Here is a 24,704-nt window from a genome sequence, read left to right on the forward strand (position 1 = left end):
GCTCCCATGGGATGGCTTGTGGAATATCACTGATAGGCTACCCGCGTGTGGCGCGGGGTGATAACCAGTCGGGGTGGTATGACAGAATACGCGCAGTTGCCTCTGGGGTGACGCCAGCGATGCGCGCGAATTCCGGCCATCGAGCAACTGCGTCAGTTATGCGCTGCAGCAGTACTTGCGGTTGCCGAACGTCAAATTTTTGCGCGAGCGCTATGAGGTCAATATCGGTTATCCCCCATGCTTTCCCACCAACCAGCATTTGATGTTGTCGGGTCCATTTGCCAGCAGCCGGGTTGTGCGAAAAGCAGACATCGTAAGCGGGGGCCAGGCTCCAGCCGGATTCGGGGTCCAGCAAAAAGGCGAGATTCTTGGTATGGTCGTCGCAGTTAACGGCGGCAATGTTGAACGCGCAGCGGATCCAGGCTTGCTCTAGCGCCTGCGCACCGAGGTTCATCTCCAGTACTGTGCGTAAGTACTGCTCGTAGCTGTAGGTGGCTGGAATGTTAAAATCCAGGTGTGCCAGGCCACAGAGGCTCTGGGTGTGCAGTTTCTGATTGCCGCGCCGATCAAAGCGTTTGGTCATGAAGTGCGCCCGGCCATTTTCCTCCAGGAGCCGGCACTCGCTCATGTGGACACCCGCTTCAGTAGCCATCAGGTAGTGCGCATACTCGATACGGCCAAAGCCGGTTGCGTAGCTTAATACCCCATCAAGACCAACATCAAATTTAAGCAGCCAGTGCTCATAGCCATCGGGTACCTCGAATTGACCGGAAACGACGGCCCCGGTATCCGGGTTCCAGCCGATAACCGCTTTGGCGCGGGCGCCGCCGGCTGAACTGCCAACGTCGAGGATATCCTGTGCAATAGCACTGAACTCTCCGCGCAGCGCGCGCCGTGCGTCCTCCACCAGGCTTGACATCTCAAGAGGTACTGCCACCCCGGGGCTGCGTATATCGTCGGCGGCCGGCGCGAATTCCAGCGCGCCGATTGCACGACGACCGACGTACACCATGCGCTGCAACGTCGTAATGTCGGTGGCCTTTGTGCCCGTGCGGGTAAGGTACTCGTCGATCAGCGCGTTACCGAATTTGTCGGGCAATGCATCGGCCAGCATGCCGGGTAAACCGTGAAATGTTTCCGTACTCAGCGAAGGGAAGCTGAATCGTTTTTTAGTCGACAACTGCATCAACAGAGGGGAGAGCTCCAGCCCCGATTTTACAAAGGTGGGCAGATACTGAAATTCATAGAATCCGGGCTTGCCCCGTAACGGCGCGACGGCGCCCACGGACTGATCCCATATTTTTACTTCGACTACCTTGATTTCATCCATGCGGCGAGCCTTTGCCTGAAGTGCTGCGCGGCGCGCGAACCCGCTTAACTTTTGTTCGTTCCGCTTCCAGTAGTGCCAACGGTCCCGGGGCGCCAGGTTCTGGAATAAGGGTATCCAGCCCGTCCAGCAAGTCGAGCGCGCGGAGTACTGCTATCAGATTGCGCAGGGTGATCGCCCCCGTTTTTTCAAAGCGCTTGAGAGGCGTCAGGCCAATTCCGCTTTTGCGCGCGAGTTCTACTTGGGAGATGCCTGCGCCTTCAGGTGAGACACGCCAGGCATGGACTTCCTGCGCTAAGCGCAATGCGATTTCTGTATTGGTTAGGTGCTGGATAGTCATGAGCTAATAGTAGGCTATTATATGATCAAGTTGCAGATAGTATACTAATAGTAGGTCACACTATTATTTTCGTCAATTATTAGTCTATATTTAGTCTATTGTAGAAATTTATCGCATATATTAGTCTAATATTAGTCTTTATTAATTAATATAAAATGACGGTTTGGTGTTATCCAGAGATGTTGAGATGCATTCTGGATTGAGTCATTTGACTTATGAGTTTGTATTTAATATCGCATCATCATCTTGGATGGCACGCTAATAACCTATCAGGGCCGGTATCTTATTGGGTGGGTCATTATAGAAACGCAAAATTTGATTTGAGCATATGTGTGCTGACGCACAGAACATTTCCAGACGGATTGGAAAAATACCAATCTGTAGCTCAGGAATTTACAATGCATGTAGACTAACGCATTAGTGATTTTAAATTTAAAAATGATGGAGTGCGATGTTTATGTTTAAAATAATTCTCATACTGTGCTGTGCATTATCTGTTGCCTTGCCTGCTGGCGCGCAAGACAAGCTGAGGATTGTAGCCACCCCCAATCCAAATATTTTTCCGTTATTGGTTGCCATGGCAGATGACCCATCGTTGCCTGTTGAAATTGTGCCAGTAGCAGACAGTAAGGAAATGGATGCTGTATTCAAGCAGGGGCAAGCGGATGGCTTATTGGCAATGACTTACACGATAGCCGAGAAGGTTACGGCAGGTAAGGTTCCCGATCTGCGTTTGGTTTATGTTGGGTTGTGGAAAGGCTTTAGTGAAGTAACCTACAAAAAAGACAAGGTCACGAATTTCAGTGATTTGCGCGGTAAAGGTCTGATCGTAGCAGGACCGACTGGAGGCGGGAAAAATGGTGGGCCGGATTTTATTTTTCAGGCAGCGTTAAAGCGTAGCGGCATGACGACTGCCGATGTGCATGTTTGTTACTTGCCGGTGATGGAGGCCGTGAAATTGCTGAAGGAACAGCTACCGCTTAATTCCAACTCACATTGTGATTCTTCGTTTTCTATGCCGGCGTCAGGTATATCTTTGGTTGAGCCTGCTGCAACGGGCTTGATTATGCAAAGCATCATGTCGAGTTTTAGTGTGTCTGGTATGGAGCGGGGTATTTCATATCAACCGCTCTTTACTGGTTACACAGCATGGCCTAATGATCAGTTACCCCATGGCGGTCTGGCAATATTAGGTTCGGTTCTTGATAATCCAGAGCAAGCGAAATTGGTCAGCAAAGTGCTGGCTGCTTATAAGGCAGCGGCGCAGAAGATCGGCACAGCGCGAGGATTCCGTGCAATAGGCGTTGCAAAGGTAGTCAGCGCAGGCATCGAGCAATATTTCCATGCCTATAAGCTTGAGCTTCCTGCTATGGTTGTGATGGTTTCTATGGTACGCGGAAATATGGAATTTAGATCTGATGCACCAGTCACTATTCAAGATGATTTGAATCGATTCCTTACCGAAGTGATTGGAACTTCACCACCAAAAGGTTTTTATGCTTTGCAATAAACTACAAACTTCATATCTGTTTGGTACTGACACAGACATGCTTGAGCAGTGGCTGCAACTCGAATCGCCATTAAGAGTTTGGCGCACTAATCTGATACGGCATGTTCCATAGCCAGAGATCAGCAAGTAACATGAAAAAGTCCGATAGTTGGGCTTGCTAGAAAATAAAAAAGGGTTAAATCATTTCTGATTTAACCCTTTGAATTTGTTGGTGCGCCCGAAGAGATTCGAACTCCTGACCCCTTGGTTCGTAGCCAAGTACTCTATCCAGCTGAGCTACGGGCGCATCCGTAAGAACAAAATTGTAACATACTTCACTGTCTTAACTCAACTACTGGTTTAAAAATTGCTTAAACGGTTGTTGGCGGAGAGAGAGGGATTCGAACCCTCGGTAAGGCTATAAACCCTACGCTCCCTTAGCAGGGGAGTACCTTCGACCACTCGGCCATCTCTCCTATTTGTCACTTTTCAGCAACGTCAAACAGCGCGCCATGATAGCTCATCGCGCGCTTGCAGTCAACTTTATCCGGCGTTTTCCAGATTAAATGCCTTATGTAATACGCGTACGGCAAGTTCCAGATATTTTTCGTTGATTACAACGGAAATTTTGATTTCCGAGGTGGAGATCATCTGGATGTTGATGCCTTCATCGGCCAGCGTTTTGAACATGGTGCTGGCGATACCTACGTGTGAACGCATGCCCACGCCGACGATGGAGACTTTGGCGATTTTGTCGTCGCCGATGATTTCGCGTGCGCCGATCTTGGGTTGCATGCTGGTAAGTAACTGCATGGCGCGTGCATATTCGTTGCGATGCACGGTAAAGGTGAAGTCGGTGGTGTTGTTGGCGCCGACGTTCTGGATGATCATATCGACGTCAATGTTTGCATCGGCGACCGGGCCCAGAATCTGGTAGGCAACGCCTGGGGTGTCAGGTACGCCGAGTACGGTAATCTTGGCTTCGTCGCGGTTAAAGGCGATGCCAGAGATAATCGCTTGTTCCATGTTGTTTTCTTCCTCAAATGTGATGAGTGTGCCTTCGCCTTCTTCTTGAAAGCTGGAAAGTACGCGCAGTTTGACTTTGTATTTGCCGGCGAATTCGACGGAGCGAATTTGCAGTACCTTGGAGCCGAGGCTGGCCATTTCCAGCATCTCTTCAAAGGTAATGGTTTTGAGTTTGCGGGCTTCTGGGACGATGCGCGGGTCGGTGGTGTATACGCCGTCAACGTCAGTGTAGATCTGGCACTCATCCGCCTTCAGTGCAGCAGCTAGTGCCACACCAGTGGTGTCTGAGCCACCGCGACCTAACGTGGTGATGTTGCCGTGTTCGTCTACGCCCTGGAAGCCGGCGACGACAATGACTTTACCCGCGTTAAGATCGTTGCGGATGTTTTCTTCGTCGATGCCGAGGATGCGAGCCTTGGTGTGAGCGTTGTCGGTCAGTATGCGCACTTGCGAGCCGGTGTAGCTTTTGGCTTTCAAGCCCAGGTCTTTTAATGCCATGGCCAATAAGGCAATGGTCACTTGTTCGCCAGTCGATACTAATACGTCGAGTTCGCGTGGATCGGGGTCTGACTGAACGCCTTTAGCCAGCGCAATCAGGCGATTGGTTTCGCCGCTCATGGCGGAGAGCACGACGACGACCTGGTGCCCGAGCATTTTAAATTTGGCAACGCGTTCCGCTACTTGTTTGATGCGCTCCACCGAGCCAACTGAGGTGCCGCCGTATTTCTGTACAATGAGTGCCATAAAAAGTGGTTAATAAAACAAAAGTAAATTCTAGCCTAGTCGGGATGAATTGGCGAGCGCCAAGATCAGCCTTTTAGCTCGGGGGTAATGTGTGGTGCAAGTGTCTGCAATAACTGGGCGAATATCTTCGGATTGCCGGCAATGATGTTGCCGCTGTCGATATAGCTGTCATCACCCTGGAAGTCGCCAACCAGTCCACCGGCTTCTTTAACCAGCAGGCAACCTGCCGCGATATCCCATTTAGACAGGCCGATTTCCCAGAAGCCATCCAAGCGACCGGCTGCAACGTATGCCAGATCCAGTGCTGCAGAGCCGGGGCGACGTACGCCCGCGGTTTTTTGCAGGACATCGCGCAGCATGGCCATGTATGTATCCAGGTGGGTGAAGTCGCGATAGGGGAAGCCAGTGCCGACTAGCGCTTCAGCCAATTTAAGGCGCTTGGAAACGCGAATGCGGCGCTCATTCAGGTAGGCGCCCTGTCCGCGTGAAGCGGTGAACAGGTCATTGCGAGTCGGGTCATAAATGACAGCCTGATCGAGTTGGCCTTTATGTACCAGCGCAATGGAAATGCTGTATTGGGGGAAACCATGCAGGAAATTGGTTGTGCCATCGAGTGGGTCGATGATCCATTGATATTCAGATTCGCCTTGCTGACCGCTCTCTTCTGCTAAAATAGCGTGATTTGGGTAGGCTGTGAGCAATACGTCGATAATCGCCGCTTCGGCAGCGCGATCCACTTCGGTAACGAAGTCATTGTGTTGTTTGTGTTTAACGGTTAAAGCGTCGGTGTCTTGTGAAGCGCGGGTAATGATACCTGCGGCACGACGGGCGGCTTTCACCGCGGTGGTGAGCATAGGATGCATGGCGATATGTCAATGAGCGAAATAATGTCGCATAGTTTAACTCAAATCCGCATTTTTCCCCAGCGTTAGGCTGGTTTACGATTAAAAAACATATATGTCCAACTTGTTAAATAATGTACGCATCGTTCTGAGTCATACCAGCCATCCCGGCAATATCGGTGCGGCTGCACGGGCAATGAAAACCATGGGGTTGCACGATATGCGGCTGGTGCAACCCAAGCAGTTCCCCGATCCTGTTGCAGTGGCGATGTCCTCCGGCGCTACTGATGTGCTGGATAACGCAGTGGTAACGGATGATCTTGCCAGTGCTTTGGCTGGTGCGACGATGGTGGTTGGATGTACCGCGCGCCGGCGTGATCTGTCTCATACCATGCTCAGTGCGCGCGAGATTGCGCCGCTGCTAGTGGCGCAGGCTGCGCAAGCGCCAGTTGCGCTGGTGTTTGGCACCGAGATGTCGGGTCTGACCAATGCCGAATTGGATCAGTGTCAGATGCTGGTGCATATTCCGGCGAATCCGGATTACAGTTCGTTAAATCTGGCGTCGGCAGTGCAGATATTGAGTTATGAGTTGCGTTGCGCTGTGCCGGAGTTGGGTATGGTTGAGGCTGCTCCGCAGCCTTTGGCGCAGCATGATGATCTGGAGCTGTTTTACCGTGAGCTGGAGCGTACGTTGATCGCTATCGGCTTTTTGAATCTGGCGGCACCGAGGCGATTGATGACCCGCTTGCGACGTTTGTATTCGCGCGCGCAGCTGGAAAAAGAGGAGCTGAATATTTTGATGGGGATATTAAAATTGATGCGCAATCCTGCGCAGGTGAATGTCCCCAAAGACTGGGATATTGTTGACTAATTTAGTCGGGTATTGCATACTTGCTTATCTGTTGGAAAGATAGAGGTCGTCGTGTTTGATCAATTGCGTGAAGATATAGCAGTGGTGTTTGAGCGGGATCCGGCTGCGCGTTCAGTATTTGAGGTGCTGACTACCTATCCCGGCATTCATGCGATCTTGCTGCATCGATTGGCTTCGCGCTTCTGGCGCTGGGGCTGGAAATGGCTGGCGCGGTTTACAGCATATTTCGGGCGCTGGGCAACCGGAATAGAGATTCATCCGGGTGCACATATCGGGCGCCGGGTATTTATTGATCATGGTATGGGTGTGGTGATTGGTGAAACAGCGGAGGTTGGTGACGACTGCACCCTGTATCACCAGGTGACATTAGGTGGTACTTCGTGGAATAAAGGCAAGCGCCATCCAACGCTGGGCAAGGGTGTGGTGGTAGGTGCGGGTGCAAAGATTCTGGGTCCGTTGACTGTCGGAGAAGGTGCCAAGATCGGCTCGAACGCAGTGGTGGTGAAAGATGTGCCGCCAGGTGCGACAGCAGTGGGTATTCCTGCGCGCATTTTAACCAGTGCGGCTACGGGTGAAATTGAAACCGCTGTCAAGACGCTGGGTTTCACCGCGTACGCTATCAGTGCGGACATGAATGACCCGATGGTAAAGGCCATGCACGGTTTGATTGATCACTCGGTGTGCATGGATGAGCGTATCAACTGGATCGTGGAACAGCTTAAAATTCTGGGTGTGGAACCCTCATCCCCGGTGCCGAAAAAAGATGAATTCGACCCGGCGTATTTGAATAAAATAGTTGACTGAATTTATCGGGTATTGTATTGTCCAATTCACTGTGACGGATACGGGAATTGCATCATGCGCTTGACAACTAAAGGACGGTTTGCTGTAACTGCCATGATTGATTTGGCATTACATCATGACAAAGGGCCGGTGACTTTGGCCGGCATTAGCGAGCGTCAGAAAATTTCGCTCTCGTATTTAGAGCAATTATTTGGTAAATTGCGGCGCCGCGAATTGGTAGAGAGTGTGCGCGGCCCTGGCGGCGGATATCGCGTTGCCAAGCCGCTGGCTGACATCTCAGTGGCGCAGATTATTCAGGCAGTTGATGAGCCTATGGATGCAACACAATGTGGTGGTCTGGAAAACTGCAAGGATGATCACCGTTGCATGACCCACGAATTGTGGTCGAATTTGAACCGGCGCATACAGGATTATCTGAATACGGTGTCATTGGCGAGTCTGGTTGAGCAGCAACTGGCTAAGCAGGAGAAATGCGCTAAAGCAGCAGTGGTGAATGATCACCGCGTTAAACGTGACAAAGTTTCGGCGGTTGCCTAGTTTACTGGGCTAGTCGCTTTATATTGGAGTTAAAAAATGTTGAAGTACCCGATTTATCTTGATTATTCCGCTACTACACCAGTGGATCCGCGTGTTGCTGCAAAGATGATCCCGTATCTGACCGAAATGTTCGGCAATCCTGCCAGCCGTTCGCATGCTTATGGCTGGGACGCTGATAAAGCAGTTGAAACCGCACGTGAACAAGTCGCGCAACTGGTGGGTGCGGATCCCAAGGAAATCGTATGGACTTCAGGTGCAACTGAGTCCATCAATCTGGCGCTGAAAGGTTCCGCGCACTTTTATAAAGGCAAGGGCAAGCATCTGATTACCCTGCGTACCGAACATAAAGCTACGCTGGATACCATGCGCGAACTGGAGCGTGAGGGTTATGAAGTTACCTACCTGACCCCGGAAACAGATGGTCTGCTGGATATCGAAAAGCTGAAAGCAGCGATCCGTCCGGATACCATCGTTATTTCCATACTGTTTGTGAATAATGAAATCGGCGTGATTCAGGACATTGCAGCAATCGGCGAGCTTTGCCGTGAAAAAGGCATCATTTTCCACGTAGATGCTGCACAGGCTACCGGTAAGGTTGAGATTGATCTCTCCAAGCTCAAGGTTGATCTGATGTCATTTTCTGCGCACAAGACTTACGGCCCTAAGGGTGTGGGTGCTTTGTATGTGCGTCGCAAACCGCGCGTGCGTATCGAAGCGCAAATGCACGGTGGTGGTCACGAGCGTGGCATGCGTTCCGGTACTTTGGCGACGCATCAGATCGTCGGTATGGGCGAAGCATTCCGTATTGCACGTGAAGAAATGGCGACTGAAAATGTCCGTATCCGTGCCTTGCGTGACCGTTTGCTGAAAGGTCTGTCCGATATTGAGGAAGTTCACGTCAATGGCGATATGGCGCACCGTGTACCGCATAACCTGAACATCAGCTTCAATTTTGTTGAAGGCGAGTCATTGCTGATGGCAATCAAGGATCTGGCCGTATCATCAGGTTCAGCCTGTACTTCAGCAAGTCTGGAGCCATCCTATGTGCTACGTGCATTAGGTCGTTCAGACGAACTCGCTCATAGCTCGATACGATTTTCCATTGGTCGTTACACGACCGAGCAAGATGTTGATTATGCAATAGATTTATTGCATCAGAAAATCGGCAAATTGCGTGAGTTATCGCCGTTATGGGAAATGTTTAAGGACGGCATCGATTTGAACAGCGTCAAATGGGCTGCGCACTAATTTTAGGAGAACGATCATGGCATACAGCGATAAAGTTTTAGATCATTACGAAAATCCACGCAACGTAGGTTCTTTTGCCAAGGATGATGAAGAAGTCGGTACCGGTATGGTTGGTGCCCCTGCATGCGGCGATGTGATGAAGCTGCAAATCAAAGTAAATAAAGATGGCATTATTGAAGATGCCAAATTTAAAACATACGGTTGCGGTTCCGCTATTGCTTCCAGCTCACTGGTAACTGAGTGGGTTAAGGGCAAAACACTGGATCAGGCAATGGAAATCAAGAATACGGCAATTGCTGAAGAACTGGCATTACCGCCAGTCAAGATCCATTGCTCTATTCTGGCTGAAGACGCGATCAAGGCTGCAGTCGAAGACTACAAAGCCAAACACGGCGAAGCCGCTGGCAACGTGCATTAAGGAGATGGACATGGCCATTACTGTCACCGAAAGCGCAGCGAAACATATTGCCAATTTTCTGGCGAAACGCGGTAAGGGTGTAGGTTTGCGTCTGGGTGTCCGCACCAGCGGATGCTCGGGCATGGCTTATAAGCTGGAATTTGCCGACGTGGTGGAAGACGACGATCTGACTTTCGTTAACCATGGCGTCACTGTGTTGGTCGACCCGAAAAGTCTGCCGTACATTGATGGCATGGAGCTGGACTTTACCCGCGAAGGTCTGAATGAGGGTTTTAAATTCAACAACCCTAACGTCAAGGACGCCTGCGGCTGCGGCGAAAGCTTTAACGTTTAAGTATAAGCATCACAAGGGGCAGGTGCTGCGAGTACTTGCCCCTGTTGCTGTGTACCATACTCTTTTGATAACGGATCAGGATGATGCAATTTGATTTTAGTCGTAACCATTTTGAATTGTTCGATCTGACACCGCAATTTGAGCTGGATGGCGCGGCGTTAGAGTCTGCTTATCGCGATTTGCAAGGCCAGGTTCACCCGGATAAATTTGCCAATTCGTCTGAAGCCGATAAGCGTGCTTCGATGCAGTGGTCCACTCGTGTCAACGAAGCTTATCAGACCCTCAAATCACCGCTTAACCGCGCAGTGTACCTCTTGCAACTAAATGGCATTAATGCCTTGTCTGAAACCAATACACAATTAGCGCCCGCTTTTCTGATGCAGCAAATCGAATGGCGCGAGGCCATACAGGATGCGCGTGCTGGTGGTGATCTGCCGGCACTGCAGCAGGTAGAGCGTGAAATTGCAGCGCAAACTAAAACCTGGCGTGAGCAGCTTTTAGTACAGCTTGATCAACAGCAGGACTTGCCAACAGCAACAAACACAGTGCGCCAGCTCAAGTTTGTTGACAAAATAATGAGCGAAATCGACGACGCTTATTCAGCATTGGATAATTAAACTACATGGCACTTTTGCAAATATCAGAACCGGGCATGAGCACCGCGCCACATCAGCACAGGCTGGCAGCGGGTATTGATCTGGGAACAACTAACTCACTGGTAGCCAGTGTGCGCAATGGCGTGGCGCTGGTGCTGAATGATGAGGATGGCCGCGCCTTGCTGCCTTCTGTGGTGCGCTATACGCAAGCTGCTGCACCGGTGGTGGGCTATGCCGCACAAGCGATGCAGAGCCAGGATCCGCACAATACTATCGTTTCGGTGAAGCGCTTCATGGGCCGCGGTCTCAAGGATATTGCCGATGCAGCGAGCTTCCCTTATCATTTCGTTGACGCGCCGGGTATGGTGCAATTAAAAACGATAGCCGGGGTGAAAAGTCCGGTTGAAGTTTCGGCTGACATTCTGAGAGTGTTACGCGATCGCGCTGAACGCTCGCTGGGCGACGAACTGACTGGCGTGGTGATTACCGTACCCGCTTATTTTGATGATGCGCAGCGCCAGGCGACCAAGGATGCTGCCAAGCTGGCCGGGCTGAATGTCTTACGTCTGCTCAATGAGCCGACTGCGGCTGCCATTGCCTATGGTCTGGATAACGCCTCGGAAGGTGTTTATGCCGTTTATGATCTGGGTGGTGGTACCTTTGATATATCGATTCTGCGCTTGTCGCAGGGTGTGTTTGAAGTACTGGCCACCAATGGAGATTCGGCTTTAGGTGGCGATGATTTTGATCAGCGCATTTTCTGCTGGGTGCTGGAGCAGGCCAAGTTCCCGGAGCTGAGTGCCAGAGACACGCGCTTGTTGCTAGGCAAGGCGCGTGATGCCAAGGAGTCCCTGTCCGAGCATCAGGAAGTGGGTATTACCGCGATTTTATCTTCGGGTGAAACCGTAGATGTGGTGCTTACAGCCAAAACTTTCAATGAAATTACTGCCAGTCTGGTCAATAAAACCTTGTCACCTACCCGTAAAGCGTTGCGTGATGCAGGGCTGACTGTGGAAGAGATTAAGGGCGTGGTCATGGTCGGTGGTTCTACCCGTATGCCACGCATCCAGTCTGCGGTAGCCGAGTTTTTCAACCAAACCCCGTTGACCAATCTGGATCCTGATAAAGTCGTTGCTTTGGGTGCGGCGATCCAGGCCAACGTATTGGCGGGCAATCGTGCCGCGGATGACTGGCTGTTGCTGGATGTGATTCCGCTGTCACTGGGCATAGAAACCATGGGTGGTCTGGCGGAGAAGATCATTCCGCGCAATACCACTATTCCTGCGGCTCGCGCGCAGGAGTTCACCACCTACAAGGACGGCCAGACGGCGATGAGCATTCATGTCGTGCAGGGCGAGCGCGAGCTGGTGAGCGATTGCCGTTCATTAGCTAAATTTGAATTACGCGGTATTCCGCCGATGGTGGCCGGAGCCGCTCGTATTCGTGTGACTTTTCAGGTCGATGCCGATGGCCTGTTATCAGTATATGCGGAAGAACTGAAAAGCGGCGTGCAGGCCACGATTACGGTCAAACCGGCATACGGTCTGGTGGATGAAGATATTACCCGCATGCTGCAGGCCTCTTATACCTATGCCAAGGAAGACATGCAGATGCGCGCCTTGCAAGAGGCCAAAGTTGACGCGCAGCGCCTGCTCGATGCCACGCAAACCGCGCTGGATGAAAACGGCACGGATCTGCTGGGCGCGGATGAGCAGCAGGCCATCGCCGCAGCGGTGCAGACACTGACTGCGCTGCTGGAGGGGGTGGATCATCGTGCCATCAAGGATGCTGCTGAAGTACTCAACGAAGTCACCCGCGATTTTGCTGCACGCCGTATGGATGCAAGCGTCAAGCAAGCCCTGGCGGGTCAACGATTCGATACAATTTAGGAATAAGTAAATGCCACAACTTATAGTGTTACCCCACCCGGAACTCTGTCCAGAAGGCGCTGCGATTGATGTAGCGCCCGGTGTCAGCATTTGTGACGCCCTGCTGGCCAATGACGTTAACATCGAGCACGCTTGTGAAAAGTCATGCGCCTGTACCACCTGCCACGTGATCGTGCGTGAAGGTTTTGATTCACTTACGCCATCCGAAGAGCTGGAAGATGATATGCTGGATAAAGCATGGGGTCTGGAGCCGCATTCGCGCTTGTCCTGTCAGGCAATTATGGATAATACCGATCTGGTCATCGAGATACCTAAATACACCGTTAACATGGTTAAAGAGGGGCATTAATTATGAAATGGACTGATACGCTGGATATTGCGATCGAACTGTTTGAGACTCATCCTGATGTTGATCCTAAATTCATCCGTTTTACCGATTTACATAGCTGGGTAACGGCGCTGCCTGATTTTAATGATGATCCGGAACATTCCAATGAGAAGATTCTGGAAGCTATCCAGATGGCGTGGATAGACGAAGCAGAATAAATAATAGGTTGCAACGCAAAAGGCCAGGGTTATCCCTGGCCTTTTGCGTTTGCGCTAAGCTAACTTACTTGGCGGAGTGAACCGATACCTTGCGATAAGCGGCCAGCAAGCGCTGGTGCATGTCACAGCCAGTCAAATCCATACCCGGTGCGCCAAGGTCGAAGAAGCGCTGTTCGCGGCTCAGTAAGGCACGTGCCTGTGCGACAGTGTCAGTGCCATAGAGCAGCGCCAGATTGGCCTGATAGGGCGCAGCATCTTCCATTTCCAGCAGCGTGGTGATGCAGCGGTATACCAGACGTCGCGGGGCAGCAATTTGTTCGAAGTGGTGTATCCAGTCACAGCCTTCCTGTATGGCTTCGGTGTTGCCGCAAGCCAGTGCCAGCAGCGTCTTGAGTTCACCGATGCGTAAATCTTTCCAGTGCGAGCCAGGGTCGGCTGCCAGCCCGATTAAAGCGGCCACCGGGCGCTGGTCTGCCAGGCCCAGTTCATTCAGCGTATCGAGCAAGGTCTGGCATTCGCCATCATCCAGATTCTGCAGATTCAGTATCGCCGGACGCAAGTCGTTGGCTATGCTGTTGTTGTCCCATTCCAGATCGTCGATCGGGTAGATCTCCGACATGCCGGGCACGATGATGCGGCAACTGTATACGCCCAGATCGGTGTAGTCGGCAATGTAGATGTCGCGGTCGTCCTGATGGATGCAGTCGCACAGCCAGTTGAACTCTTCTGCCGTGGTGCCGGGATGATCCCAGTCGGCGAATTCATAATCAGGCTGATCGCGCAGGAATTCCCAGCTGATGATGCCGCTGGAGTCAACGAAATGGATTTCAATATTCTGTGGATCGGCGATTTCTTCCAGATCGAAGCCGGGTTCATGGAAACCGGCCAGCGCGTCCAGGTCGCGACCTTGCAGCAGTTCGGTGAGTGAGCGTTCCAGTGCGACTTCAAAGCGCGGATGTGCGCCGAAGCTGGCAAAACAGCCCTGATCGTTAGGGTTGAGCATGGTCACGTTCATCACCGGATAGCGTCCGCCCAGCGAGGCGTCTTTTACCAGGATGCCGAAACCGGCAGCGCGTAATTCAGCGATGCCTTTGGCGATGCTCGGGTAACGGGCGATGACTTCCTCCGGCACGTCAGGCAGGCAGATGCCTTCGCTGATGACGCGGAACTTGACATGGCGCTCCAGGATTTCGGATAAGGCCTGGGTGCGCGCCTCAGTCGGTGTGTTGCCGGCGGACATGCCGTTACTGACATACAGATTACCGATGATGTTGACCGGAAACCAGCAAGTCTCGTTATCGCGCTGGCGCTGATAGGGCAGGGCGCAGATGCCGCGCTCGGCATTGCCGGAATTGCGATCCACCAGCGTCTGCACATCCAGCGCGCTGTCAGGGTCGTAGAACTCCCGCAATTCGTCATTCAGTAACGCCTCTGGCCAGCCGCCATGTTCCGGCACGTCAAACCAGCGTTCCTGCGGATAGTGCACGAAATCCTGTTCGGCGATCGTTTTGCCGAAGTAATAGTGGGTCCAGAAATAGCGGCAACCGAGGCGCTCAAAGAATTCGCCCAGTGCGCTGGCCAGAGCGGCATCCCGGGATGCGCCTTTGCCATTGGTAAACAACAGCGGACAGTCGCTATCGCGGATGTGCACTGACCAGGCATCGGCAACCGGGTTGAGCCAGGAACGTTCTTCAATATTAAAGCCTAATGCTTTTAATTTGGCCTGCATGGTGGCGATGGAAGTTTCCAGCGCGGCGTCCTTGCCGATAATGAAATGCTGTTGGGTCATGTTCAATCCTGATTAAAATTGTTCGTTGTCAGCGAGGTAGCGCCATTGTCCAATCGGCAGATCGCCCAGCAGGACATTACCGATACGTATACGTTTCAGCCCGATTACTTTGAGGCCAACCAGCTCGCACATGCGGCGAATCTGACGCTTCTTGCCTTCACGCAGCACAAAGCGCAACTGATCCTGATTCTGCCAGCTGACTTGCGCCGGGCGCAATGCTGCGCCATCCAGACTCAGGCCATGATTTAGCAATCTCAGTCCCTTTTCGCTGAGCTGGCCTTCGACCCGTACCAGATATTCTTTGTCCACTGCGGAGTTCTCACCGATCAGTTGCTTGGCGATACGCCCGTCCTGCGTGAGTACCAACAACCCGATAGAATCGATGTCGAGGCGTCCGGCCGGTGCCAGGCCGTGGGCGTGTTCGTTGGAAAACGCGATGCCGGACTGATCTTCAGGGTAATGATTGCCCGCTGTGATCAACACGCTGGCGGGTTGATAGCCGTCTTCGGCCTGTGCAGACACATAGCCGATAGGCTTGTTCAGTAATATGGTGACGCGGTTATTTTGCTCGCGCTGCGCCTGCTGCATCAGGTCGATACGGCAGTGCGGCGATACCTTGGTGCCGAGTTCGGTCACCGGCACGCCATCGACACGCACCCAGCCACGGGCGATATACACGTCGGCCTCGCGGCGCGAACACAGTCCGCGCATGGACATCAGTTTGGAAAGTCGTAGTGTTTCTTCAGACATGTTGAGGATATGGATTTGTTGCGATTAAAGGAGTGATTTTACGCGGGAAATTGGGGGAATACCCGATTTTGATGAATATTTTATAGTCAACATTATCCAAGAGTTGAATGCAATGATTAGGTTAATAAACTAATAAATTTACGTTCTGGGATTGTTACTAGGTTCAGGGGTATCTGCTACACTCATTGTTAATTTTACTTCACTCAAGGAGTTGGCAGACGGGTTGCTACCTTGTTCTGTCGAACTAAAATATGGCAACAGAGCGTTGGACTAAGGAGCAAGTTAAGCTGGCTTTTCACTTGTATTGTCAGCTTCCGTATGGACGAATTTATGGACGCAACCCAGAAATAATAGCATTGGCAAGAGTTATAGGCCGTACATCTGACGCGGTTGCTATGAAGATGCTCAACATCGCAAGCATTGATCCAGCCATCACGAGTACAGGCCGTGTCGGCTTGGGAAACGCATCGGCTTTGGATCGTGAGGTATGGGATGAATTCCATGCAGATTGGGAAAGGCTTGCGGTGGAGTGTGAACTACTCCGGCAGCAACTGGATGCCAATATTGTGGATGTGGTGTCAGAAAACGAAGAGTTTCTACTAGATGATTTTACTGGAGAAACTCGGCAGGTTCTGGCAACGCAAAGAATCAAGCAGCATTTTTTTCGTCGCGCTGTATTAAGTAGCTATCGTGGACGTTGCTGTATGTCCGGTTTGTCTGAGCCACAATTATTGATTGCTAGCCATATCGTGCCGTGGAGCAAAGACAAAGCGAATCGTCTTAACCCAAGTAATGGATTATGCCTTTCTGCCATTCATGATAGAGCTTTCGATAAGGGCTTTATCACGCTTTCTGATGATTTCAGGATTGTGGTTTCAGATGAGTTAAAGCGTCGCGACGATACGTTTGTGAAAGAGGTGTTGTTACCTTTGAACGGGATGTTAATCGAATTACCTGAACGTTTCATGCCTAGTGTTGAGTTTATCTCACGTCATAGAACAGACTTATTTCTTGATAATCAGTAATAGCCAAAATGTCAGACCAGTTGCCAGTAAAATCACTTGTACTACATGAAGATGCGTTTTATGAATTCTTTGTGCTTTATCGCCACCCTAAGTCACAGTTTGATATTTGGGGCGGGATTGGTTTAGAGACGTTTGGTGATGATCTTGAGCTAGTTTGTGAGTTTGATGACTTTTATTTATGGACTGTAGTTGATGGTGGCGACAGCAGGGATCAATGGATTATCCCGGGCTTTCATTATATCAACCGAATTTGCTATCTTGTAACGGAGAAGCCTCATAACGGTTTAAGTGTCGAATTTCGAATACCGAACAAATTGCAATCTTTAACTCCATTAGGGTTAAAAAGACAAATGCGTAAACTCGAAACAGCTATGGAAGTATGGGGCGGAATGGGTAGTTTTTAATCCCGGTTACAAAGTAATAATGCAAGCTCTGCAAAATCGACTGTTAATTCACGTAGTCAGTTTTGGATACCCGTGCGATATTTGACGGAACTGTATCAAAGCTTTGGCCCCGTTGCATTTTAACAGTCAGTGGAGTATTAGAACGTCCGCGAATAGCGCTGCGCTGCTTCAGTCGGCTATTTGAGGTAGTCGAGTAACACATTGAATATTGCGCAGGAACGGGCGTCAGGTTTCCGTTACACGGATATCTTCCGGGCGCAGCTCAATCAGATCAAATGATTAGCCGCAGTGATCAGTACGCTAGAAATAAAGATTTTGAAATGTCGTTGTGACGATGTGCTCTTTGGTGTCGCTAACGGATGTCAGTGCTAATCTTATCCGCCTTCAGGCAGACCAGTGCGGGGTGATGTTCCTGCGGTTTATCCAGATGATAGCCTTGCACCATATCCACACCGAACTGTTTCAGCATGTTCAATGTTTCTGCATTTTCAACAAATTCGGCAACCGTTTTTTTACCTAACCCCCGCGCTACATCCACAATCGATTTTACAAATACCTGATTGTCGCGATCATTGGGTAGGTCTCGGATAAACAGTCCATCAATTTTGAGTACGTCAGCTTTAAGGTGCTTGAGATAGGCAAACGAGGAAAATCCTGTGCCAAAGTCATCCAGACACGTATGGCAGCCTGTTTTGCGTAGTGCTTCGATAAAACGTTCCGCGTCGTGTAAGTCTGAAATTGCCGAGGTTTCTGTCAGCTCTACCCACAGTCGGTCAGGTGCAACATTGAATTCCTTGAGCAGTTCTGCGATATAGTGGGGAAGGGTAGGCTCATCAAAGGAGCGGCCGGAGATATTCACGGCCAGCGAAGGGATAAGTTCAGAGCTGGCTAACAGGCTGATACTTTCGCGAATTACCCAGCGATCTATGTCCAGAATTTTGCCGTTCTTTTCGGCATAAGGAATAAAATGCCCGGGCATGATCAGCCGCGATTCGTCAGTCTCATCGATCATCCGGATGAGTACTTCCAAATGGGATAGCTGGCCATTATGCGTGTAATAAACCCCCTGGAAATGCAGGCGCAGTAAGGATTTTTCAAATGCACTGGCAATCCGGTCATTCCAGGTCAGCCGATTGACCATTTCACGGGATGCATCAAGTTCCGGGCGGTAGCTGCGCCAGGTGTTTTTACCCGCATCTTTTGCTTGATACATGGCAGCATCAGCGTGTGCAATTAAATCCTCTGCTGACGTCGCATTTTTAGGGTAATGCGCGATACCCAGGCTGGTGGTCAAGCGTAAATTCTGGCCTTCCATCCGGAATGGGATCTGGGAGACTGCCCGTACGATTCTTTCGGCCAGTATCTCCGCGTCTTTTTCCGAGGCATCTGGCATCAATAATGCAAATTCATCCCCACCCAGGCGACTGAATACTTCATTTTTCCGGGTGAGCACGGCGACTTCTCCGGCCACGCGAATCAATACGGAATCGCCAGCGCGGTGGCCGAATGTGTCGTTAATGTACTTAAATTCATCCAGATCAAAAAACAGCAAGGCACCTTGTCGACCATGTCGGTCGGAGTCGGATAACAAGCGCGTCAGTTCGTCCTGGAATCGGCGCCGGTTGAACAGGCCGGTAAGTGCATCCCGTTCGGCAAGATAGACTAATTGTTCAGCGGTCTGGCGTTCACGAGTTACGTCTTCATAAATCCAGAGGCGTCCAAAAAAGCGGCCATCGTGATCGCGTACCGGGTAGGAGAGCTGTGTTACAACCCGGCCATCGTCCATCTGGATTTCAAAACTGTCGGATACCTCGTGAGTTTCCAGTACATTCAGCAAGTGCTTGGAAAAATGATCAGGGCGAGACAGCTTATTAGTGGAATGGGTGAGCACTTCCTCTGCCGAATGGCCGACCAGTTCGATATCTTCCGGTATCATCCAGATGCGCAAAAATGTCGGGTTGTAATACTTCACCTGATTATTCGCATTTACGAACAGGATACCCAAATTCATGACGCCAAGCAGCGCCAGTAATCTGGCCCGCTCTTCTTCGATTTCATTCAGGTATTGCTGGCGACCTTCATCTGCGCGTTTAAGATCCGTTAAGGCTCTTTGCAGTGCCATTTCGGCATTTTTGCGCTCGGTAATATCCAGCATGCTGGTACGGATGCCATTATGTTCCTGATTAGGGCCGTATATCGGTTGCCAGAATACGGCGATCCAGATAATTTCCCCGTCTTTGCGTTGTAGCCGGAATTCGAAATTACCGCCGGTGTTAGCTTGTAGCGCGCTATGTATGGTTCTGGATACGAGGTCCCGATCCTGCGCCACAGCAAAATCGGCCGGGAAGCGGGCTATAGCCACGCACTCTAATGGTGAGTAACCGGTAATGCGGTCGACTGACGGATTTACCCAGATCAGATAGCCTTCCTGATCAATCCAGCCTTCACAGCCATAAGCATAGTCGGCAATGGCATGAAATTGTGCTTCGCTCTGTGTTAGGGCATCAATTCGACTGCGTATGGCAGCAGACATTACATTAAATGTCTGGGTCAGGACACCTACCTCGTCATCCGATTTTACGGGTAGTACGGCGTTGAAATCACCCATTGCCAGTGATGCTGTGGCTTTTGTCAGCAGACTCAGATGACGTGTCAGCCAGTACCCCAACATCGCAAGCAGCACAAATGACAATATGATTTCTATTGCAGCGATGAGTAAGCTCTGTTGCAGTAAATGCGATTGGGCATTTTTTAAGAAGGTGCTGGAGAGCCCGTATGAAAGTGTTCCGTAAGTGTTCTCGGCAAGCTTGATGGGAATTGCTAAATCAAAGTGGTTGTTGCTTGTCTGAGAAAAATCCAGATTTCCATTCGATTTTGGTAAAGCGCCTGGTTCATCCCAGCCAGCAGACGCCACTTTGTTACCGGATCGATCAGTCAGCACCATATACACGATGCCTTCCCCGCGTCTGATTTCAGTGAGTATTTCATTCAATGTGGCGTAGTCGTGCTCAGCCATGGGCGCAGCCAGTGCTGCATTGAATAATATCTTAAGTTCAGTATTGCGTTGTACTGCCTGCGTTTGCAAACTTTCCTGAGATAGGCGGAGGCTGTTTGTGACGAGTAACGTCAGCATGATTGCTTCCACAATGATGCTGGCAAATAACAGTTTGGTGCGGAGTGAAAAAGGGCGAATACCCTTCATTGTGACGATCTCAGTCGGTTGCTAATGTCTTGTGCATAAGGATCAAGCGCAGTCATTTCTGTGGTACTTACTTCACGCAGTCCGATATACCCGGTTGCGTCAAAAAACTGTTTTCCACCCTCTGAATCGGGGGTGAAGTTGAGTAAAGCGGTCTTGATTCTGGGGATTTCCGACGTTATGCGTGGATTGGCCATCCACGTCAGGCTGGGTAATTCTGGTAAAACCAGAAAGATTTTCAGGTCGTTTTTAATTGTTTCAGGGATATTTTTAAATCCGCTGGGAGAAGTGATGGCAAGTGTACTTCGATGGCTTTGTACAGAATACGCTGCACTGTTATGGCTTTGTGTGTCGAGTAACGTGTAGTCCTGCCCGCCACGCAAGCCTTGCTGTTGCAGATAGTTTATTGTCTGGCTCACAATCAGGGCATTTCTGTCCCCGAAAGCCAATGTTTTCCCTTTTAAATCCTGAATTGTAGCCAGCGGCTGGTCTTTGGCTTCAAAGATGATGCCTCTATTAGCCGCTTTATAGTTTGCCAGTGGTAAATAGTTTGCCTCCAATTGCGCCAGGCGTGCCAGATGTGCGGCGGTTACGACTACATCATATTTTCCCGCGATGGTATTAAAGTGGAATGTTTTGAAATCCGGTGCGGTGGTGAACTCAACCGGACGTTTTAACTCGCGTTCCAGATAGATTTGTAATGGTCGGTAATTGTTAAGTAATACTCGTGCGCTTAACGTGGGCAAAACGCCGACCTGTAACAGCCTGGTTTGGGTAGTGCCTTGGGCCGCGGCTAGGCCCGGTGCCAACGGAAATGTAATAGAAACCAGGCAAATAGCAAGCCGGATTATATTGTTGAAATATAATTTCACGATTACCTCCTCCGTTTTATATTGCGTTGTAGCGCAGATGCATTGTCAGGTAATCCGGGAAGTATAACGCTTTGCATGCAACATTGACATTAAGCTACAACCAACCCTGGTGCGCAACGGATAAAATGTACCACAGCTGTGTAAGAATCACATTCCAAGGTGATTAGATCTGTTTGATATGCTGCTGCTATTTAGTTTGCGTGGCGGGTGAGATTACAGTGTCCGCGAATAGCGCGGTTCATTTACTGCCGGCTGTTTGAGATAAGCATCAAAACACATGGCGATATTGCGCAGGAATAGGCGGCCGGTTTCAGTTACACGGATAACCTCAGCGTGCAGTTCAATCAGGCCATCGGCCTGCATGTCGGCAAGCTCGCTCAGTGCATCGGCAAAATGACTGTCAAATTCGATTTGCCAGTGCCGGGAGAATTCCATTTTGTTCAATTCCAGATCGCTCATGATGCGTACTATCGCGTCGCGGCGCAGTCGGTCTTCGCGACTGATGCGCAGTCCACGTTCAGTGGCGAGGCCGCCGGCGGCGATGCGCTGCTGGTATTCGGCCAGATTTTTGGCGTTCTGTACGTACACTTCATCGGTCTGGCTGATGGCGGAGACGCCGAATGCATAAATATCGCAATCCTTGTGCGTGGTGTAGCCCTGAAAATTACGGTACAGGGTTTTGTTGCGCTGGGCTTTTACCAGCTCGTCATCGGGCTTGGCAAAATGATCCATGCCGATATACACATAGCCAGCGTGTGTCAGTTTCTCCAGCAGCAGTTGTTGCAAGGCAATGCGCGTAGGTAAATCAGGTAAGTCCGTTTCCTGTATTAGCTTCTGATGTTTTTTCATCCACGGTACATGAGCGTAGCTGAATACTGCGAGGCGATCTGGTGCCATTGCAATGATTTGTTCCAGGGTCTGGCTGAAACTGGCTACGGTCTGGTGTGGCAGTCCTACCATCAAATCCATGTTGATGCTGGGGATGCCTGCGTCGCGCATCCAGCCGTACACTTCGTGGATGAGTGATGCAGATTGGACGCGATTGACGGCCTGTTGTACGGTGAGATCGAGATCCTGTACGCCGAGGCTGAGCCGGTTGAAACCGCTGTCTGCCAGCGCTTGTACATGCTCACGGCTCAGTTCGCGCGGATCAACTTCACAGCCGATTTCGGCATCGGCGGCGATGTTGAAGCTGGCGCGCAGATGCGCGAACAGGCGACGAATATCATCCGGGTGCAAATAGGTAGGTGTGCCACCACCCCAGTGGATCTGCCGCACCGTACGTCCAGGTAAAGTGAGTGCTGCCATGCGCTCGATTTCCTGAAACAGGAAACCAAGGTACTGAGTGGCTTTGCTGTAATTTTGAGTCGCCACCATGTTACAGCCACAGTAATAGCACAAGCTGTCGCAAAACGGTATATGCACGTACAGCGATAAATCCCGGCCACTCGCCTGCGTTTGTTGCAGTTCATCCAGCCACGCGCTTGCGCCGAATTTTTCATCGAAGTAGGGCGCGGTAGGATAGGAGGTATAACGCGGCCCGGGTTTGCTGTATTTTTCCAGTAATGACGCGGTGAGTTCCATGAACTGAGATATTTTTATAAAAAGATAATCTTGTCGATTATAAACTGATTGTAGCTTGTTAGGCCAGAGACAGAAAAACGGGTAGTGCAGAGCTGCTCTGCTGGCACCGGGTAATTTGCTATGCGGCACCAACAGAACGGAGGGAAAACATCAATTCCAGCAGAGGCTTATTACACCTGCTAGTTAGAATGCGTAACCAACACCCACTTTAAAGGTGGTTATGTAAGTTTTGCTGTCCGGTTCCAGGTAACCGCTAGGCTGTATTGCGCTGGCGCCATATTGCCAGGTTGTGTAATCAATACCTGCGTTGCCATGTATGGTTTTGGTGAAGGCGTAGTCTGCTGCGATACCCGCCTTGTAGATAGCGGAGTTACCAAGACCTGCAGAGAAACCCTGTGGAGCAGGTAAATCTACCGTAATGGCTGGTCGCAAGGTGCGGCCAGCCATCACATTGCCGGTCAGTACCAGCCTGGCAACGGGTGAGTATTGGCCGAGTATGCCAAAAGCCAGGTATTTGTGGCTGTAGTGTTCCATGTATCCGCCGGGTATGCCATCACCCACATTGCGATCCCATTGATGGTAGCCAAATTCGCCATATGGGGTGAGCATGACAGTTTGGCTGGCTACATAACCTTTGCCATAGCGAATACTGAAGTCGTTAATTTCTGCACCGGATTTAGCGACAAGGGAGCCATAGCTGCCGCCTTGATAAGAACCGACATAATCAGTCTTGCCACTGGAATAGGCGTATTCTGCCTGCAAATAATCGTTACCCAGCCACAAATCTTTCATGACGGATACCGACAGGTCTATGCCCGGCACGTTGCCATTTTCAGTATCAATCAATACGCCTTGATAGGTTTCGCTGTAATCCATGTGCTGCATAGTGAGTTGTATGCCGGCCTGGTTATTGGCAGACAGTATGTCTTGTGTGCCAGCCTGTGCGTTCAGGGAAAGGCTGCCTATTGCTAGGCCCATCACAGTTGAAAACAGCATCGATTGTTTGTTAGTCATCATTTTCACCTATATCATTTAAAATTATATTTTCCATCATGGCCTGCATGCAGCTGAATTATAGTCTCATAAACAGATGCGCTTGCCTGATTTAAAACTAAATCCATATGGCTGGTAACAGGCGTGGTGCAGCAGGGTAATCAGCGCGTCATAAGAGGGGTGCTCGCTATTTGATTAATTGGTCATTGTGCTCTTTTTCATCAACATCATCTTTCAGTCTCATGGTTTTAAGAATGCCATCCTGGAAATGAACTTTACGTAATTCTGTATCTGAAATATTGTCGTATGCCAGGGTGATTGTCTGGTAGTGTCCAAGCTGATAACGACCTTTGAAATTAACAATAATGTCGGTCAGGATCGCGCGTTTCGGGTTCGGGGGTATATCGTTTAACTGGCTGAGCGTAATCATGTGATCGGTGTTTTTAGTCAGGGTGTCAGCTTTGATAATGCCATTCGCAGGTGCAAAAGTTGATGCGGCAGGTTTGCTTGGTAATAGCGTATGCTGACTGGGAACGCCCGTGCTGCCAATTTCACCAAGAGCTACTTTGAGTTCATTATAATTGCCAATAAAGCGCTCGTTGATCTCAAAACTCAAACTGCTGCCATGTTTAAAAGGGCTTGCTGCATTGGTAATCAGTTCGTTATTGCAGCTTACAGTTAGTGTCGGCTGGTCACGCCAGTTACAGCTTGCCCCCCATTTGCCATTAGCCGTCGAATATCGGGTGATTCTGTAAGGGGCGATGGTGATGGTGCTGATTATGGGAGTAACCAGTTTGGATGCATCCGGTGATTTGCTTGTCATGTTATGACTTGTGGACGCGGGGTACACGCTACTGTCAACGGCATGCGCAGTAGAAAAACTGAACACCATGAGTATGCTTGTAATGACGTTATAGTAGGCAATTTTTGACATGACGGTTTTTCAATAGTTAATATGAGATGCAATAGGTTGCGCATCCGGCAAAATGATAATATCGTAACCTGCAATCAGTCAGATGTTTAATTGGTTCGTGATGAATAATACCAACATAATAATTCGTCTAATCAACTTGACGA

24 protein-coding genes and 2 tRNA genes are annotated in these 24,704 nt (G+C 50.3%); 13 read left to right on the plus strand and 13 right to left on the minus strand.

The features are described 5' to 3' along the window. Positions 1–37: 37 nt before the first annotated feature. Positions 38–1,330 carry a type II toxin-antitoxin system HipA family toxin gene (locus EJE49_RS03745; RefSeq protein WP_124949051.1) on the minus strand — a complete coding sequence of 431 codons (1,293 nt, stop codon included), beginning with the start codon at positions 1,328–1,330 and terminating at the stop codon, positions 38–40. Then, complete coding sequence (locus EJE49_RS03750; protein ID WP_124949052.1) at positions 1,323–1,667, minus strand: hypothetical protein; 345 nt, start codon at positions 1,665–1,667, stop codon at positions 1,323–1,325. Before EJE49_RS03750 ends, EJE49_RS03745 begins: the two co-directional genes overlap by 8 nt. A 451-nt stretch (positions 1,668–2,118) precedes the next feature. On the opposite strand from EJE49_RS03750, the gene EJE49_RS03755 reads away from it, so the two are divergent. Then, on the plus strand, positions 2,119–3,177 hold the full coding sequence (locus EJE49_RS03755) for a substrate-binding domain-containing protein (RefSeq protein WP_124949053.1): 1,059 nt from the start codon (positions 2,119–2,121) through the stop codon (positions 3,175–3,177). A 209-nt stretch (positions 3,178–3,386) separates the two neighbouring features. On the opposite strand, the gene EJE49_RS03760 is transcribed toward EJE49_RS03755, so the two are convergent. The 4 genes from EJE49_RS03760 to EJE49_RS03775 all read right to left on the minus strand — a co-directional run bounded on the left by EJE49_RS03760 (position 3,387) and on the right by EJE49_RS03775 (position 5,789). Continuing rightward, a tRNA-Arg gene (locus tag EJE49_RS03760) sits at positions 3,387–3,463 on the minus strand. Between the two features lie 76 nt (positions 3,464–3,539). Next, positions 3,540–3,632: transfer RNA gene (locus EJE49_RS03765), tRNA-Ser, on the minus strand. A gap of 67 nt (positions 3,633–3,699) precedes the next feature. Then, on the minus strand, positions 3,700–4,926 hold the full coding sequence (locus EJE49_RS03770; RefSeq protein ID WP_124949054.1) for an aspartate kinase: 1,227 nt from the start codon (positions 4,924–4,926) through the stop codon (positions 3,700–3,702). Positions 4,927–4,991: 65 nt separating this feature from the next. Continuing rightward, complete coding sequence (locus EJE49_RS03775) at positions 4,992–5,789, minus strand: inositol monophosphatase family protein (protein ID WP_124949055.1); 798 nt, start codon at positions 5,787–5,789, stop codon at positions 4,992–4,994. A gap of 94 nt (positions 5,790–5,883) precedes the next feature. Here EJE49_RS03775 and EJE49_RS03780 point away from each other — a divergent pair, with 94 nt between their 5' ends. The 10 genes from EJE49_RS03780 to iscX all read left to right on the plus strand — a co-directional run bounded on the left by EJE49_RS03780 (position 5,884) and on the right by iscX (position 13,011). Continuing rightward, on the plus strand, positions 5,884–6,639 hold the full coding sequence (locus tag EJE49_RS03780; protein WP_124949056.1) for an RNA methyltransferase: 756 nt from the start codon (positions 5,884–5,886) through the stop codon (positions 6,637–6,639). Positions 6,640–6,690: 51 nt separating this feature from the next. After that, positions 6,691–7,443, plus strand: coding sequence for a serine O-acetyltransferase (gene cysE, locus EJE49_RS03785; RefSeq protein WP_124949057.1), 753 nt, complete (start codon positions 6,691–6,693; stop codon positions 7,441–7,443). A gap of 54 nt (positions 7,444–7,497) precedes the next feature. Further along, complete coding sequence (gene iscR, locus EJE49_RS03790; protein ID WP_124949058.1) at positions 7,498–7,980, plus strand: Fe-S cluster assembly transcriptional regulator IscR; 483 nt, start codon at positions 7,498–7,500, stop codon at positions 7,978–7,980. Positions 7,981–8,016: 36 nt separating this feature from the next. Further along, the gene (locus EJE49_RS03795; RefSeq protein WP_124949059.1) at positions 8,017–9,228 is read left to right on the plus strand and encodes an IscS subfamily cysteine desulfurase; all 1,212 of its coding nucleotides are present in this window, start codon (positions 8,017–8,019) and stop codon (positions 9,226–9,228) included. Positions 9,229–9,244: 16 nt separating this feature from the next. Beyond that, a complete protein-coding gene (gene iscU / locus EJE49_RS03800; protein ID WP_124949060.1) occupies positions 9,245–9,646 on the plus strand; it encodes a Fe-S cluster assembly scaffold IscU in 402 nt (133 codons plus the stop codon). Positions 9,647–9,656: 10 nt separating this feature from the next. Beyond that, positions 9,657–9,980, plus strand: a complete 324-nt coding sequence (gene iscA / locus EJE49_RS03805; RefSeq protein ID WP_124949061.1) for an iron-sulfur cluster assembly protein IscA — start codon at positions 9,657–9,659, stop codon at positions 9,978–9,980. Positions 9,981–10,060: 80 nt separating this feature from the next. Continuing rightward, complete coding sequence (gene hscB / locus EJE49_RS03810) at positions 10,061–10,597, plus strand: Fe-S protein assembly co-chaperone HscB (RefSeq protein WP_223246736.1); 537 nt, start codon at positions 10,061–10,063, stop codon at positions 10,595–10,597. Positions 10,598–10,602: 5 nt separating this feature from the next. Then, positions 10,603–12,465: a Fe-S protein assembly chaperone HscA gene (gene hscA, locus EJE49_RS03815; RefSeq protein WP_124949062.1), complete on the plus strand. Its 1,863-nt coding sequence runs from the start codon at positions 10,603–10,605 to the stop codon at positions 12,463–12,465. Positions 12,466–12,475: 10 nt separating this feature from the next. Then, positions 12,476–12,814 carry an ISC system 2Fe-2S type ferredoxin gene (gene fdx / locus EJE49_RS03820; protein WP_124949063.1) on the plus strand — a complete coding sequence of 113 codons (339 nt, stop codon included), beginning with the start codon at positions 12,476–12,478 and terminating at the stop codon, positions 12,812–12,814. Between the two features lie 2 nt (positions 12,815–12,816). Next, positions 12,817–13,011 carry a Fe-S cluster assembly protein IscX gene (iscX, locus tag EJE49_RS03825; protein ID WP_124949064.1) on the plus strand — a complete coding sequence of 65 codons (195 nt, stop codon included), beginning with the start codon at positions 12,817–12,819 and terminating at the stop codon, positions 13,009–13,011. Between the two features lie 64 nt (positions 13,012–13,075). Here the strand turns inward: iscX and ycaO are convergent, their stop codons facing one another. After that, complete coding sequence (gene ycaO, locus EJE49_RS03830) at positions 13,076–14,800, minus strand: 30S ribosomal protein S12 methylthiotransferase accessory factor YcaO (protein ID WP_124949065.1); 1,725 nt, start codon at positions 14,798–14,800, stop codon at positions 13,076–13,078. Positions 14,801–14,812: 12 nt separating this feature from the next. After that, positions 14,813–15,550, minus strand: coding sequence for a pseudouridine synthase (locus EJE49_RS03835; RefSeq protein WP_124949066.1), 738 nt, complete (start codon positions 15,548–15,550; stop codon positions 14,813–14,815). 251 nt (positions 15,551–15,801) lie between these two features. On the opposite strand from EJE49_RS03835, the gene EJE49_RS03840 reads away from it, so the two are divergent. Then, positions 15,802–16,575: an HNH endonuclease gene (locus tag EJE49_RS03840; RefSeq protein WP_124949067.1), complete on the plus strand. Its 774-nt coding sequence runs from the start codon at positions 15,802–15,804 to the stop codon at positions 16,573–16,575. An 8-nt stretch (positions 16,576–16,583) separates the two neighbouring features. Next, a complete protein-coding gene (locus tag EJE49_RS03845) occupies positions 16,584–16,979 on the plus strand; it encodes a hypothetical protein (RefSeq protein ID WP_124949068.1) in 396 nt (131 codons plus the stop codon). A 352-nt stretch (positions 16,980–17,331) separates the two neighbouring features. On the opposite strand, the gene EJE49_RS03850 is transcribed toward EJE49_RS03845, so the two are convergent. The 5 genes from EJE49_RS03850 to EJE49_RS03870 form a co-directional block, all read right to left on the minus strand. Then, on the minus strand, positions 17,332–20,112 hold the full coding sequence (locus tag EJE49_RS03850; protein WP_223246737.1) for an EAL domain-containing protein: 2,781 nt from the start codon (positions 20,110–20,112) through the stop codon (positions 17,332–17,334). Positions 20,113–20,177: 65 nt separating this feature from the next. Further along, complete coding sequence (locus EJE49_RS03855) at positions 20,178–21,050, minus strand: phosphate/phosphite/phosphonate ABC transporter substrate-binding protein (protein ID WP_189941660.1); 873 nt, start codon at positions 21,048–21,050, stop codon at positions 20,178–20,180. 213 nt (positions 21,051–21,263) lie between these two features. Then, entirely contained in the window at positions 21,264–22,634 is a 1,371-nt protein-coding gene (gene hemN, locus EJE49_RS03860; protein WP_124949071.1) for an oxygen-independent coproporphyrinogen III oxidase, read from the minus strand. Positions 22,635–22,817: 183 nt separating this feature from the next. Further along, positions 22,818–23,651 carry a hypothetical protein gene (locus tag EJE49_RS03865; protein ID WP_223246738.1) on the minus strand — a complete coding sequence of 278 codons (834 nt, stop codon included), beginning with the start codon at positions 23,649–23,651 and terminating at the stop codon, positions 22,818–22,820. A 163-nt stretch (positions 23,652–23,814) separates the two neighbouring features. Continuing rightward, a complete protein-coding gene (locus tag EJE49_RS03870) occupies positions 23,815–24,561 on the minus strand; it encodes a hypothetical protein (RefSeq protein WP_124949073.1) in 747 nt (248 codons plus the stop codon). Positions 24,562–24,704 lie beyond the last annotated feature (143 nt).

The organism is Sulfuriferula thiophila (assembly GCF_003864975.1).
Lineage (GTDB): Bacteria > Pseudomonadota > Gammaproteobacteria > Burkholderiales > Sulfuriferulaceae > Sulfuriferula > Sulfuriferula thiophila.